The organism is Serratia sp. BNK-23 (genome assembly GCF_047456145.1).
Lineage (GTDB): Bacteria > Pseudomonadota > Gammaproteobacteria > Enterobacterales > Enterobacteriaceae > Serratia > Serratia nematodiphila.
This window is the reverse complement of the sequence record NZ_CP179900.1, coordinates 4785696-4800137: the sequence shown is the minus strand read 5'-3', so window position 1 is coordinate 4800137 and position 14442 is coordinate 4785696. Positions and strand designations below refer to the sequence as shown.

Here is a 14442-nt window from a genome sequence, read left to right as displayed (position 1 = left end):
CTGTATAAATTTCCAGTGAAAAACTCGTCACCGGCGGGTTTTCCCTTAACCATTAGTGGTGCCTATGGACGTCTCCGATCTGCTCGACAGCCTGAATGAAAAACAACGTGAAGCCGTGGCGGCGCCGCGCAGCAACCTGTTGGTTCTGGCCGGAGCGGGCAGCGGCAAGACGCGGGTGCTGGTGCATCGCATCGCCTGGCTGCTGTCGGTGGAGAACTGCTCGCCGTATTCGATTATGGCGGTGACCTTCACCAACAAGGCGGCGGCGGAAATGCGTCACCGAATTGAACATCTGATCGGCACCAGCCAGGGCGGCATGTGGATCGGCACCTTCCACGGCCTGGCGCATCGTCTGTTGCGCGCCCACCACCTGGAAGCCAACCTGCCGCAGGATTTCCAGATCCTCGACAGCGATGACCAGCTGCGGTTGCTCAAGCGCATCATCAAGGCGCTGAACGTCGACGAGAAGCAGTGGCCGCCGCGTCAGGCGATGTGGTACATCAACGGCAAGAAAGATGAGGGCCTGCGCCCGCAGCACGTCGAAACCTACAACAACCCGGTGGAGGCCACCTGGCTGCGCATCTACCAGGCCTATCAGGAAGCCTGCGATCGCGCGGGGCTGGTGGATTTCGCCGAGCTGCTGCTGCGCGCGCACGAGCTGTGGCTGAACAAGCCGCATATCCTCAACCACTACCGCGAGCGTTTCACCAACGTGCTGGTGGATGAATTCCAGGATACCAACAGCATCCAGTACGCCTGGATCCGCCTGCTGGCGGGCGGCAACAGCAGCGTGATGATCGTCGGCGACGATGACCAGTCAATCTACGGTTGGCGCGGCGCGCAGGTGGAAAACATCCAGCGCTTCCTGAAGGATTTCCCCGGCGCGGAAACCATCCGTCTGGAGCAGAACTACCGTTCCACCAGCAACATCCTGAAAGCGGCCAACACCCTGATCGCCAACAACGACGGGCGCATGGGCAAAAACCTGTGGACCGAAGGCGGTGAAGGCGAGCCGATTTCCCTCTACTGCGCCTTCAACGAACTCGACGAAGCGCGCTTCGTGGTCAACCGCATCAAGACTTGGCAAGACAACGGCGGCGCGCTGAACGACTGCGCCATCCTGTACCGCAGCAACGCCCAGTCGCGCGTGCTGGAAGAGGCGCTGTTGCAGACGGCGATGCCGTACCGCATCTACGGCGGCCAGCGCTTCTTCGAACGCCAGGAAATCAAGGATGCGCTGGCTTACCTGCGCCTCATTTCCAACCGCAACGATGACGCAGCCTTCGAGCGCGTGGTCAATACCCCGACGCGCGGCATCGGCGATCGCACCCTCGACGTGGTGCGCCAGGCGGCGCGCGATCGCCAGCTGACGCTGTGGCAGGCGACGCGCGAGCTGATGCAGGACAAGGTGTTGGCCGGCCGCGCCGCGTCGGCGCTGCAGCGTTTCATCGAACTGGTGGAATCGCTGGCGCATGAAACCGCCGACATGCCGCTGCATGTGCAGACCGACCGGGTGATCCGCGACTCCGGGCTGTTCATCATGTATGAACAGGAGAAGGGCGAGAAGGGGCAGGCGCGTATCGAAAACCTCGAGGAACTGGTGACGGCGACGCGTCAGTTCAGCTATCAGGACGAAGATCAGGATCTGATGCCGCTGCAGGCGTTCCTGTCGCATGCGGCGCTGGAAGCGGGCGAAGGCCAGGCCGACGCCTATCAGGACGCGGTGCAGCTGATGACTCTGCACTCGGCCAAGGGGCTGGAGTTCCCGCTGGTGTTTATCGTCGGCATGGAAGAGGGCATGTTCCCGAGCCAGATGTCGCTGGATGAAGGCGGCCGTCTGGAGGAGGAGCGCCGTCTGGCCTATGTGGGCGTAACGCGCGCCATGCAGAAGCTGACGCTGACCTATGCCGAAACGCGCCGTCTGTACGGCAAAGAGGTTTACCATCGGCCGTCGCGCTTTATCGGCGAACTGCCGGAGGAGTGCGTGGAAGAAGTGCGCCTGCGCGCCAGCGTATCGCGCCCGGTCAATCACCGCCGCATGGGCACGCCGATCAGCGAGAACGATACCGGCTATAAGCTGGGCCAGCGCGTGCGCCATCCCAAGTTTGGCGAAGGCACCATCGTCAATCTGGAGGGCAGCGGCGAGCACAGCCGGCTGCAGATCGCCTTCCCGGGTGAAGGCATCAAATGGCTGGTGGCGGCCTACGCGCGTTTGGAAACGGTCTAACGAGAGAGGCGTTGCAGGGGCAAGCCCCTGCAATCGTTCACCATCAGTGAGGGTAGCGGTCGCCGACCTGTGCGGTGGCGTACCAGCGCATCACTGCTTCGGTACCTTCGCCGCCTTCCTGCGGCGCCCACGGCATGCAGTCTTCTTCGGTCAGCGCCTGATACGGTCCCTGCTTCACTTCGAACACCACGCCGCCGGCATCGACCGACAGCACCGCATGCCAGGTAAAGGCCGGCATCTCCAGCACTTTGGTTTCTTCGCCGAGCAGGGTGCGCTGCGTCACGACGCCGTCATCGTTGAACTGTAACACGACGAAACGGCCGCGCAGCGGCGTCAGCAGCTCCCAGGTTTGCGGGTGGCGGTGCGGGCGGATATAGGTGCCGGGTTCCATGGCGATCGCCAGGCGTTGCACCGGGTCGCTCAGCTCTTCGTGTAAGGTGCGGTGCGCGCGCAGGCGGGCCACGCTGGCGGCCTGTTCGCTCATCGCGGTCAGTTCATGGGCGGTAATCTGTTTCATCGTTTAAATCCGCATGCTTGTCGTACCATTAGGGTGATGTCATCTTAGCAACATTCTGGGAGGTGGTAAGCGATCGCCGCGACTTTTTCAGTACGGTTTAAGCGCCATTTCTGCCATTGATCATCGTGATGATTTGTTGCGCAATTATCCCGCCTAACGTGTTGACAGGCTTTTTCTTCTCGGCGTAACATGCGCGCACTATTATCATTGAGGACAGACGCCTTGGACACACCCAGTAGATACTGGCTCACTGACCTGCGCCGCAGGTATAACTTCTAAGGCTCTCCGTTTTTGCTGATAGCCTTCGTGGTTGTCGGCGACCCCGCAAAGCGTCGCTATGAGTCAGATCTCTTCATGGTCTGAAACAAATCGGTGATACGCATCCCCTCTGTTTCTGTGCTTCAACGCGTTGTCCGCACCCGTTACCTTCACGGAGTTTTGGCACATGCTGAGCGCTTTTAAATTAGATAACCGCCGCTTGTCCCGTCTGGAACTGGACGACTCGGATGATCTCACGTCATCGCTGTGGGTTGATCTGGTCGAGCCGGAAGAGGGCGAGCGTGAGCGCGTGCAGAATGAGCTGGGACAAAGCCTGGCGACGCGTCCCGAACTGGACGACATCGAAGCCTCCGCCCGTTTCTTCGAAGACGAAGACGGTCTGCATATCCACTCCTTCTTCTACTTTGAAGATGCGGAAGATCACGCCGGCAACTCCACGGTGGCCTTCACCATCCGCGACGGTCGCCTGTATACCCTGCGTGAGCGTGAACTGCCGGCGTTTCGCCTGTACCGCATGCGCGCCCGCAACCAGACCATGCTCGAAGGCAACGCCTACGAACTGCTGCTGGATTTGTTCGAAACCAAGATTGAACAGCTGGCGGATGAGATAGAGAACATCTACAGCGATCTGGAACAGCTTAGCCGGGTGATCATGGAAGGGCATCAGGGCGACGAATACGACGCCGCGCTGTCGACGCTGGCGGAGCTGGAAGATATCGGCTGGAAGGTGCGTTTGTGTCTGATGGATACCCAGCGCGCGCTCAACTTCCTGGTGCGCAAGGCGCGTTTGCCGACCGGCCAGCTGGAGCAGGCGCGTGAAGTGCTGCGCGATATCGAATCCCTGCTGCCGCACAACGAATCGCTGTTCCAGAAGGTGAACTTCCTGATGCAGGCGGCGATGGGTTTCATCAACATCGAACAGAACCGTATCATCAAGATCTTCTCGGTGGTGTCGGTGGTGTTCCTGCCGCCTACGCTGGTGGCCTCCAGCTACGGCATGAACTTTGAATTCATGCCGGAACTGAAATGGTCGTTCGGCTACCCGGGCGCCATCACCTTGATGATCCTGGCGGGCCTGGCCCCTTACCTGTACTTCAAGCGCAAGAACTGGCTGTAACTCGGCGGCGCCGGGCTCAACGCAGCTTGCGCTGGGTATAGAGCGCGTCGAGGGTGAACAGGATCAGCGCCGCCCAGATAAAGCCGAAGGTCACCAGCTTGTCCTGGCCGACGGTCTCGCCGTAGAAGGTGACCGCCAGCAGGAACATCAGCGTCGGGCCGAGATACTGGAAGAAACCGAGCGTCGACAGGCGCAGCCGGGTAGCCGCCGCGGTGAAGCACAGCAGCGGCACGGTGGTGACGATACCGGCGGCGACCAGCAGCAGATTCAGCGACCACGGGTTGGCGCTCAGGTGGCTGGTGGGGCTGTCGGCGAACAGGAACAGGTAGCCCGCCGCCACCGGCAGCAGCCACAGCGTTTCAATCAGCATGCCGGTCTGCGCGTCGATGGCGATTTTCTTGCGCAGCAGGCCGTAGAAGGCGAAGCTGAACGCCAGGCCCAGACCGATGATCGGCAATGAGCCGAACTGCCAGAGCTGCACCAGCACCCCGGTGAACGTCAGCGCCACCGCCACCCACTGCATGCGGCGGAAACGTTCGCCGAGAAACAGCATCCCCAACAGCACGTTAACCAGCGGGTTGATGAAGTAGCCCAGGCTGGCTTCCAGCATATGGTGATTGTTCACCGCCCAGATGAACAGCAGCCAGTTGCCGCCGATCAACAGCGCGGTGACCGCCAGCAACAGCAGCCGTTTGCGGTTTTGGCAGGCGGCGCGCACTTTCGGCCAGTTGCGGCCCAGCGTGATCAGCGCCAGCATGAAGAAAAACGACCAGATGATCCGGTGGGTGAGGATCTCGTCCGCGGATACTTGCTGGATCAGTTTGAAATAGGCCGGGGCGATGCCCCACATAAAATAGGCGGCCAGGGCGAAGAAAATGCCCTGACGCGTTTGCTTTGCGTCCATGACGTCACTCTGGTGGGGAACGTAAGATGCGGTGAGTGTACTGAAGTCGCTCACCGCACACAATCATCAGCCGACCAGATAGGTGGCGGTAGCGGTGGCGATATGCAGGCCGTCGTGGTTATGCAGTTCTACGCGCGCGACGGCGACCTTGTTGCCGCTGCGCAGCACGCTGGCGGAGGCGACGAAGTGTTCGCCGCGGCCGGGGCGCAGATAGTCGACGCGCAGATCGATGGTGCCCATGCGCGACAGTTTGGCGGCGATCTCCTCTTCGATCAGCGGTTCCATGCGCGTCAGCACGCCGCCGGCGCAGGCCAGCCCGGCGGCGACGTCGAGCACCGCGGCGATCACGCCGCCATGCAGAATTTCCTGCGCGGCGTTGCCCACCAGCTTGCGCTGGTTGGTGAAGCTCAGCTCGACGTAGTCATCGTCGAAGCGGCGCAGCTCCAGGCCAAGCTCGCGGTTGAACGGCATGTGGTAGACAAAGATTTCGCCGATCTTGCGGCGGGCGGCTTCCAGGGTCAGAGCAGTGGTTGACATAGCGGGGTTCCGTTTTTCTTTTGCGTTTTAAGGGAGCTAACTGGTCAGTCCAGGTTAATGGAATGTTGATTTTATGCTTAACCTTTGTTGCTTTCCAGACTATTCCAATAAAACCGGACCGCGCTGCGGTAAATCCTCCTTTGTGTGTAAAATGGCCTGATTTTTTCCGGGCTTGCCCTTTTTCGTTGGAGTAAGGAGAGGTTATGCGCATTTTGTCAGGGATCGTTTCCGCCACGCTGCTGATGCCGGCGCTGGCATTGGCTGAGGAAGCCAAAGAGCAGCAGATTCACGATAAGCCGGCGGTGCGCGGCAGCATTATCGCCAACCTGCTGCAGGAGCACGATAATCCATTCACGCTGTATCCTTACGATCCCAATTACCTGCTGTACACCGACACCAGCGATATCAACAAAGAAGCCATCAAGACGTACAACTGGGCCGACAAGGCGCGCAAGGACGAGGTGAAATACCAGCTTAGCCTGGCGTTTCCGCTGTGGCGGGGCATTGCCGGCGACAACTCGGTGCTCGGCGCGTCTTATACTCAGCGCTCCTGGTGGCAATTGTCCAACCGCGGCGAGTCTTCGCCGTTCCGCGAGACCAACTACGAGCCGCAGCTGTTCGTGGGGTGGGCGACCGATTACCGCTTTGCCGGCTGGACGCTGCGCGATGTTGAAATCGGCGTTAACCATCAGTCTAACGGCCGCTCGGATCCGACGTCGCGCAGCTGGAATCGCGGCTATGCGCGGCTGATGGCGCAAAATGGCAACTGGCAGGTGGATCTCAAGCCCTGGTTCCGCTTCTCGGAGAGCTCGAGCAACGACGACAACCCGGACATCACCAAATACATGGGATACTACCGGTTGAAGGTCGGTTACGCCTGGGGCGACAGTGTGTTCAGCGTCGACAGCCACTACAACTGGAACAGCGGCTACGGCGGCGCGGAACTGGGCTGGAGTTACCCGATCACCCGCAACGTGCGTTTCTATACCCAGGTGTTCAGCGGCTACGGCGAATCGCTGATCGACTACAACTTCCGGCAGACACGGGTGGGCGTTGGTGTCATGCTGAACGATATTATGTAATCATACCCGATGGGTGTGTACCGATGAAAAAATGGGGAAGTGTGTGTCAACCGCAGCAGTGATTAACAGAGAGTTGCTGGCCGAGCAGGTATTGCGCGATACCTTTGGCTACCAGCAATTCCGCCCGGGCCAACAAACGATTATCAACGCCGCGATCGGCGGGCAGGATTGCCTGGTGGTGATGCCGACCGGCGGCGGCAAGTCGCTGTGTTACCAAATCCCGGCGCTGGTGATGGACGGCCTGACGCTGGTCGTTTCCCCGTTGATCTCGCTGATGAAGGACCAGGTCGACCAACTGTTGGCCTACGGCGTTTCCGCCGCCTGCTACAACTCGACGCAAACCCGCGAGGAGCAGCTGGACGTTATGGCCGGCTGCCGCAACGGTACCATCAAGATGCTGTACATCGCGCCGGAGCGGCTGATGATGGAAAGCTTCCTCAGCCTGCTCGATCACTGTCCGCCGGCGATGCTGGCGGTGGATGAGGCGCACTGTATTTCGCAGTGGGGCCATGACTTCCGGCCGGAATATCGCGCGCTGGGTCAGCTGAAACAGCGTTTCCCGTCGATGCCGGTGATCGCGCTGACCGCCACCGCCGACGAGGCCACCCGCGGCGATATCGTGCGCCTGCTGTCGCTGCAGGACCCGCTGGTGCAGGTCAGCAGCTTCGACCGGCCGAACATCCGCTACACGCTGGTGGAAAAATTCAAACCGCTCGATCAGCTGTGGCGCTTCGTGCAGGATCAGCGCGGCAAGAGCGGCATTATCTATTGCAACAGCCGCGCCAAGGTGGAAGACACCGCCGCGCGCCTGCAAAGCCGCGGGCTGAGCGTCGGCGCTTATCACGCCGGGCTGGACAACGATCGCCGCGCCCAGGTGCAGGAAGCGTTCCAGCGTGACGATCTGCAGGTGGTGGTGGCCACCGTCGCCTTCGGCATGGGCATCAACAAACCCAACGTGCGTTTCGTGGTGCATTTCGACATCCCGCGCAATATCGAATCCTATTATCAGGAGACCGGCCGCGCCGGGCGCGACGGCCTGCCGGCCGAAGCCATCCTGCTGTACGATCCGGCCGATATGGCCTGGCTGCGCCGCTGCCTGGAAGAGAAACCCGCCGGGCAACAGCTGGACATCGAGCGCCACAAGCTGAATGCCATGGGGGCGTTCGCCGAGGCGCAAACCTGCCGCCGCCTGGTGCTGCTCAACTACTTTGGCGAAGGCAAGCACGAGAACTGCGGCAACTGCGATATCTGCCTCGATCCGCCCAAGCGCTACGACGGGCTGGAGGACGCGCGCAAGGCGCTGTCCTGCGTGTATCGCGTCGGCCAGCGCTTTGGCCTCGGGTACATCGTGGAAGTGCTGCGCGGCTCCAACAACCAGCGTATCCGCGAATATGGCCACGACAAGCTGCCGGTGTACGGCATCGGCCGCGATCAGACCACCGAACACTGGACCAGCGTGCTGCGTCAGCTGATCCACCTGGGTTTTATCACCCAGAACATCGCCATGCACTCGGCGCTGCAATTGACCGAGGCGGCGCGCCCGGTATTGCGCGGCGAGGTGGCGCTGCAGCTGGCGGTGCCGCGCATTCAGAGCCTGAAGTCGCGCAGCAGCGCCAACCAGAAATCCTATGGCGGCAATTACGATCGCAAGCTGTTTGCCAAGCTGCGCAAACTGCGCAAGTCGATCGCCGACGAAGAAAACATTCCTCCCTACGTGGTGTTCAACGACGCCACGCTGCTGGAAATGGCCGAACAGATGCCGATCAAGGCCGGCGATCTGCTGAGCGTCAACGGCGTCGGCCAGCGCAAACTGGAGCGTTTCGGCGCGCCCTTTATGGCGATGATCCGCGACCATCTCGACAATGACGAAGACTGAGGGCGATAAATCATGCTAATGCTGTTTCTCACCGTGGCGCTGGTGCATCTGATTGCGCTGATGAGCCCGGGGCCGGACTTCTTTTTTGTGTCGCAAACCGCCGCCAGCCGTTCGCGCCGCGAGGCGATGATGGGCGTGGTCGGCATTTCGCTCGGCATCGTGGTGTGGGCCGGCGTGGCGTTGATGGGGCTGCACCTGATCCTGCAGAAGATGGCTTGGCTGCATCAGATCATCATGGTCGGCGGCGGGATGTACCTGTGCTGGATGGGGTGGCAACTGCTGCGTTCCGCGCGGGCGCAGCAAGCGCAGCCGGCAGCGGAGGCCCAGGTGGCGTTGCCCAAGGCCGGGCGCAGCTTTATTCGCGGCTTCCTGACCAATCTGTCGAACCCGAAAGCGGTGATCTATTTCGGCAGCGTGTTCTCGCTGTTCGTCGGCGACAGCGTTGGCGCCGGAGCGCGCTGGGGGCTGTTCTTGCTGATCGTCGCCGAGACCTTTGTCTGGTTCAGCCTGGTGGCGGTGGTGTTCGCGCTGCCGGCGATGCGCCGCGGCTATCAGCGGTTGGCCAAGTGGATAGACGGGGTGGCGGGCGTGCTGTTTACCGGCTTCGGGTTACACCTGATCTTTACCCGCTGACCGGCAGTGAAATGCCCAAGGCCGAGCAGCGATGCCCGGCCTTTTTTGTCAGGCTTTGCGGGCAGTCGCCAGCAGCCCCGCCACCAGAATGAACAGCGAACCGAACAGTCGGTTGAGCAACTGCATCTGGCGCGGCGTTCTCAGCCAGCCGGCGATGCGCGTCGCCAAAGTGGCGTAACCGATCATCACCAGAATATCCACCACCACGGTGGTGACGCCGAGCACCAGATACTGCTCGGCCTGCGGCTGATTGGGCAAGATGAACTGCGGGAACAGCGCGGCGAGAAACACGATGCTTTTCGGGTTGGTCAGGTTGACCAGCACCGCGCGGCGGAACAGACGGCGGCGCGGCATGCTGCCCGCCAGCGCATGCAGATCCAGCGCGCCGGCGGCGCGCCACTGCTGGATGCCGAGCCACACCAGGTAGGCGGCGCCCAACCATTTCAACAGTTCGAACGCCAGCAGCGATTGCGATATCAACGCGCCGAGACCGATGCCCACCAGCACGATGTGCGCGCTCAGCCCGACCTGCAGCCCGGCTATCGAGGCGGCGGCGCCGCGATAGCCGTGGCTGATGCCGGTGCTCATGGTATTGATGGCGCCTGAGCCGGGGGAAAGGCTCAGGATAAGCGTGGTCAGCAGATAGGTTAACCACCAGTCCAAGGTCATGGTGCTTCGGCTCCCTGAAAGTGTCGTTTTGTGCCACAATGCGCCGAGGCGGCGCCGTTTTTGTCAGAATTGAATCACAATACGCTAGTATGATTTCTTGTGCCAGCGGTCACATTTTCCGCCGGCCCCACAGGGAAAACGCTCTCGATGACCTCGTTCACTCTCAGCTCCGATGACTGGTTAACGCGTGAAACGCAGTTCGCTGCCTTCGCCACCGGACCGCTGTTGGATTTCTGGCGGCAGCGCGAAGAAGGCGAATTCAGCGGCGTGGACGGCGTGCCGATCCGCTTTGTGCGCTTCAGTTCTGCGCGGCATCAGCGAGTGGTGGTGGTCAGCCCCGGCCGCATCGAAAGCTACGTGAAATACCCTGAGGTGGCCTACGATCTGTTCCACTGCGGCTACGACGTGGTGATCGTCGATCATCGCGGCCAGGGGCGTTCCGGGCGTTTACTGGCGGATACGCACCGCGGTCATGTGGTAAACTTCGCCGACTACGTGGACGATTTCGAACAGCTGTGGCTGCGCGAGGTCGAATCGCACGGTTATCGGCAGCGCTTCGCGCTGGCGCATTCGATGGGCGGCGCGATCCTGGCGCAGTTTCTGCAGCGCCGGCCGCAGGCGTTCGACGCGGCGGCGTTTTGCGCGCCGATGTTCGGCATCCGGCTGCCGATGCCGGGTTGGCTGGCCGATCGCATTCTCGACTGGGCGGAGACCCGCCCGGCGATCCGCGACTATTACGCGGTGGGCACCGGCCAGTGGCGTCCGCTGCCCTATGTGGTCAACGTGTTGACCCATAGCCGCGAGCGTTACCGGCGCAGCCTGCGTTATTATGCCGATTACCCCGAGCTGCAGGTGGGCGGGCCGACCTACCATTGGGTGCGGGAGAGCATCCGCGCCGGCCGGCAGATTATCGCGCAGGCCGGGAAGATCACCACGCCGCTGTTGCTTTTGCAGGCCGGTGAAGAACGGGTAGTCGACAACCGTTCGCACCAGGCTTTTTGTCAGGCTCTGTCAGACGCGGGGCGCCCTTGCGAAGGGGGGCTCCCGTGGGTTATCAACGGCGCACGCCATGAGATCCTGTTCGAGCGGGACGCGCTGCGCGCCGAAGCACTGAACGCAATTCTGCGCTTCTTTGCTCAACACTTAGGCGGCGCGCTGCCGCCGACAACTCCATCAGAGGTTAGAACATAACGCTATGTATCACGTCGTCGCTTCCGATTTAGATGGCACGCTGCTGTCTCCCGACCATACCCTGTCGCCGTACGCTAAAGAAACGCTGAAGTTGCTGACTCAGCGCGGCGTGCATTTCGTGTTCGCCACCGGCCGCCACCATATCGACGTGGCGCAGATCCGCGACAGCCTGGAGATCAGCGCCTTTATGATCACTTCCAACGGCGCACGGGTGCACAACACCGCCGGCGAACTGATTTTCAGCCACAACCTGGACGGGGATATCGCCCGCGATCTGTACGGCATGCTGCACGACGATCCGGATATCACCACCAACGTCTACCGTAACGACGATTGGTTTACCAACCGCGAAAGCCCGGAGCAGGAAGAGTTCTTCCAGGAGTCGGTGTTCAAATATCAGCTGTTTGAGCCGGGCCTGCTGGAAACCGACGGCGTCTGCAAGGTTTACTTCACCTGTGAAGATCACGAGCGGTTGCTGCAGGTGGAAGACGCCATCAACGCGCGCTGGGGCGATCGGGTCAACGTCAGCTTCTCGTTCCCGACCTGCCTGGAAGTGATGGCGGGCGGCGTGTCGAAAGGGCATGCGCTGGAAGAAGTGGCCAAGATCATCGGCTATACGCTGCAAGAGTGCATCGCCTTCGGCGACGGCATGAACGATCTGGAGATGTTGTCGATGGCCGGCAAGGGCTGCATCATGCGCGACGCGCATCAGCGCCTGAAGGACATGCTGCCGGAGCTGGAAGTGATCGGCTCCAACGTCGATAACGCGGTGCCGCACTACCTGCGCAAGATGTTCCTTTGAAATAACCATTAAATAATAAGGGCGCCTCGCGGCGCCCTTGGCATTACTTGTGCTGGCCCTGCTTCTGCAGGAACTGCACGCCCTTGTCCGGGAAGTCGGTGAACACGCCGTCGACGCCGGCCTGGTTGTAAATCACGTCATACAGCTGGTTCACGTCGGTCACGTACTTCGGCAGCGCATCGGCGCGGATGGTGAACGGATGCACCGCCAGCTTGCTGGCGTGCGCTTCTTTCACCATGTCGGTCAGCACGATGTGGCCCGGCTTGGATTGATCCGCCACCACCAGCATGTGGTAGTCCGGCCCGATGCCGTCGGCATACTGAGCGATTTTCTTCATCGCGCCCGGTTTGAACATCCAGTCGTAGTCGTATTCCACCCACTTGCCGTCGGCTTTCTGCTCATAGGTTTCCTGCCAGTCGTTATAGGCGATCAGCTGCACCAGCTTCAGATCCATGCCCAGCTTCGGCTCCAGCTCGTTCTTGATGCGCTTGAGCTCGTTGGCGTCGAAGCACTGCAGGTAGACGTTGTCGTTCTTGCCGGTGTAGCCGTACTGCTTGAGCACCGCCAGCACTTTGCTGGAGATGTCTTTGCCTTCCTGTTTGTGGAACCACGGCGCCTTGATTTCAGGGTAGATGCCGATGTTCTTGCCGGTCGAATGGTTCAGACCCTGCACGAACTCGATCTCTTCCTGGAAGGTGTGCACGCGGAAGTCGGATTTGCCCATCGGGAAGCGGCCAGGGTAGCCCTGCACCTTCTTGCCGTTTTCGATTTCAAAGCCTTCGGTGAACTTCAGCGATTTGATCTCCGCCAGCGTAAAGTCGATGGCGTAATAACGGCCGTCTTTACGCGCGCGGTCCGGGAAGCGTTCGGCGACGTCGGTGACGCGATCGAGGTAATGGTCGTGCAGCACCACCAGCTCGTTGTCCTTGGTCATCACCAGATCTTGTTCGAGATAATCGGCGCCCTGCGCGTAGGCCATCGCCTTCGCCGGCAGGGTGTGTTCCGGCAGGTAGCCGCTGGCGCCGCGGTGGGCGATGACCACTTTGTCCGCCGCCTGCGCGGCGCTGACCATCGAGGTGGCGAGAATGATCCCTGTCAGCAGGGCTTTGACTTGAGTCCGCATTCCGTTTTCTCCGTGTTGTTGGGGGCAGGGTAGTAAAAAGGCCGCAGGGCGGCCTTTAAATCATGCAAAAGTCGTGTGACGCTTAACCGCGCTTGGCGGCGATTTCCGCGTGGTGTTTCTTCTCGTTCAGCATGGTCAGCAGCAGCAGGATGACCGCTGCGATGCTGCCGCCGATCATCACCATGAAGCCGCCGTCCCAACCGAAGAAGTCCACGGTGTAACCGACGATGGCGCTGGCCGCGACCGAGCCGCCCAGGTAGCCGAACAGGCCGGTGAAGCCCGCGGCGGTGCCGGCGGCTTTCTTCGGCGCCAGCTCCAGCGCGTGCAGGCCGATCAGCATCACCGGGCCGTAGATCAGGAAGCCGATGACCAGCATACAGATCATGTCCACGGTCGGGTTGCCGGCCGGGTTCATCCAGAACACCACGGTGGCGATGGTCACCAGCGTCATGAAGAACACGCCGGTGGCGCCGCGGTTGCCTTTGAACACTTTGTCCGACATCCAGCCGCACAGCAGAGTGCCCGGGATACCGGCGTATTCATACAGGAAGTAGGCCCAGGAAGACTTGTCCAGCGCGAAGTGCTTCACTTCTTTCAGGTAGGTCGGCGACCAGTCCAGAATGCCGTAACGCAGCAGGTAGACGAACACGTTGGCGACCGCGATGTACCACAGCAGCTTGTTCGGCAGGATGTACTGCATGAAGATCTGCTTGGCGGTCAGCTCTTCTTCGTCTTTTTCGCTGTAGTCGTCCGGATAGTCGTTTTTGTACTCTTCAATCGGCGGCAGGCCGCAGGATTGCGGGGTGTCGCGCATCAGGGCGAAGGCGATCAGGGCCACCAGGATGGCGCCGAAGGCCGGCATGTACAGCGCCGCGTGCCAGTCGTTGAACCAGGCCATACCCAGCAGGAACAGCAGCGGCGGCAGGCCGCCACCCACGTTGTGGGCGCAGTTCCAGATGGAAACGATGCCGCCGCGTTCTTTCTGCGACCACCAGTGCACCATGGTACGGCCGCACGGCGGCCAACCCATGCCCTGGAACCAGCCGCACAGGAACAGCAGAACGAACATCACCGCGATGCTGGAGGTGGCCCACGGCACGAAGCCCATGAACAACATCACCGCCGCCGCCAGGATCAGGCCGGCAGGCAGGAACACTCGCGGGTTGGAACGGTCGGAGACCGAACCCATGATGAATTTGGAGAAGCCGTAGGCGATGGAGATGCCCGACAGCGCGAAGCCGAGGTCGCCGCGGCTGAAGCCTTGTTCGATCAGGTAAGGCATGGCCAGGGTGAAGTTCTTACGCACCAGATAGTAAGCGGCGTAACCGAAGAAGATCCCCAGGAAAATTTGCCAGCGCAGCTTACGGTAGAGCGGGTCTACCTTATCGCTCGGCACACGGGCGATGTGTGCGGCCGGCTTAAAAATACTCAACATGAGCGCCTCCGATGGCTTTATCTGTTATCACATCAATATGACCTTTTACG

Annotated in this window: 13 protein-coding genes; 7 read left to right on the top strand and 6 right to left on the bottom strand. The window is 61.0% G+C overall.

Annotated features, from left to right (window positions below):
• Positions 1-64: 64 nt before the first annotated feature.
• Entirely contained in the window at positions 65-2227 is a 2163-nt protein-coding gene (gene uvrD, locus ACMGF9_RS22830) for a DNA helicase II (protein ID WP_015376268.1), read from the top strand.
• Positions 2228-2270: 43 nt separating this feature from the next.
• Here the strand turns inward: uvrD and ACMGF9_RS22825 are convergent, their stop codons facing one another.
• The gene (locus ACMGF9_RS22825) at positions 2271-2744 is read right to left on the bottom strand and encodes a WbuC family cupin fold metalloprotein (RefSeq protein WP_004934257.1); all 474 of its coding nucleotides are present in this window, start codon (positions 2742-2744) and stop codon (positions 2271-2273) included.
• Positions 2745-3189: 445 nt separating this feature from the next.
• Here ACMGF9_RS22825 and corA point away from each other — a divergent pair, with 445 nt between their 5' ends.
• Positions 3190-4140, top strand: a complete 951-nt coding sequence (corA, locus tag ACMGF9_RS22820) for a magnesium/cobalt transporter CorA (protein WP_004934262.1) — start codon at positions 3190-3192, stop codon at positions 4138-4140.
• A 16-nt stretch (positions 4141-4156) separates the two neighbouring features.
• Here the strand turns inward: corA and rarD are convergent, their stop codons facing one another.
• The gene (gene rarD / locus ACMGF9_RS22815) at positions 4157-5044 is read right to left on the bottom strand and encodes an EamA family transporter RarD (RefSeq protein ID WP_414160443.1); all 888 of its coding nucleotides are present in this window, start codon (positions 5042-5044) and stop codon (positions 4157-4159) included.
• A gap of 66 nt (positions 5045-5110) precedes the next feature.
• The gene (locus ACMGF9_RS22810; RefSeq protein ID WP_004934267.1) at positions 5111-5581 is read right to left on the bottom strand and encodes a thioesterase family protein; all 471 of its coding nucleotides are present in this window, start codon (positions 5579-5581) and stop codon (positions 5111-5113) included.
• 203 nt (positions 5582-5784) lie between these two features.
• Between ACMGF9_RS22810 and pldA the strand changes: the two genes are divergently transcribed.
• Genes pldA through rhtC form a run of 3 tightly spaced genes read left to right on the top strand, consistent with a single transcriptional unit; the run spans position 5785 to position 9172 of the window.
• Positions 5785-6663, top strand: coding sequence for a phospholipase A (gene pldA / locus ACMGF9_RS22805; RefSeq protein ID WP_004934270.1), 879 nt, complete (start codon positions 5785-5787; stop codon positions 6661-6663).
• Positions 6664-6706: 43 nt separating this feature from the next.
• A complete protein-coding gene (gene recQ, locus ACMGF9_RS22800; RefSeq protein ID WP_031300091.1) occupies positions 6707-8539 on the top strand; it encodes an ATP-dependent DNA helicase RecQ in 1833 nt (610 codons plus the stop codon).
• A 12-nt stretch (positions 8540-8551) separates the two neighbouring features.
• The gene (rhtC, locus tag ACMGF9_RS22795; protein ID WP_004934276.1) at positions 8552-9172 is read left to right on the top strand and encodes a threonine export protein RhtC; all 621 of its coding nucleotides are present in this window, start codon (positions 8552-8554) and stop codon (positions 9170-9172) included.
• Positions 9173-9220: 48 nt separating this feature from the next.
• Here rhtC and rhtB read toward each other — a convergent pair whose 3' ends face one another.
• Positions 9221-9841, bottom strand: coding sequence for a homoserine/homoserine lactone efflux protein (gene rhtB / locus ACMGF9_RS22790; RefSeq protein WP_004934282.1), 621 nt, complete (start codon positions 9839-9841; stop codon positions 9221-9223).
• Positions 9842-9988: 147 nt separating this feature from the next.
• On the opposite strand from rhtB, the gene pldB reads away from it, so the two are divergent.
• Both pldB and yigL read left to right on the top strand, forming a co-directional pair.
• Positions 9989-11032, top strand: a complete 1044-nt coding sequence (gene pldB, locus ACMGF9_RS22785; RefSeq protein WP_015376271.1) for a lysophospholipase L2 — start codon at positions 9989-9991, stop codon at positions 11030-11032.
• A 4-nt stretch (positions 11033-11036) separates the two neighbouring features.
• On the top strand, positions 11037-11834 hold the full coding sequence (yigL, locus tag ACMGF9_RS22780) for a sugar/pyridoxal phosphate phosphatase YigL (RefSeq protein WP_004934290.1): 798 nt from the start codon (positions 11037-11039) through the stop codon (positions 11832-11834).
• Positions 11835-11877: 43 nt separating this feature from the next.
• Here yigL and glpQ read toward each other — a convergent pair whose 3' ends face one another.
• Together glpQ and glpT are read right to left on the bottom strand one after the other, a co-directional pair.
• Entirely contained in the window at positions 11878-12957 is a 1080-nt protein-coding gene (gene glpQ / locus ACMGF9_RS22775; protein ID WP_015376272.1) for a glycerophosphodiester phosphodiesterase, read from the bottom strand.
• A gap of 82 nt (positions 12958-13039) precedes the next feature.
• Positions 13040-14392 carry a glycerol-3-phosphate transporter gene (gene glpT / locus ACMGF9_RS22770; RefSeq protein WP_015376273.1) on the bottom strand — a complete coding sequence of 451 codons (1353 nt, stop codon included), beginning with the start codon at positions 14390-14392 and terminating at the stop codon, positions 13040-13042.
• Between the last annotated feature and the right edge of the window lie 50 nt (positions 14393-14442).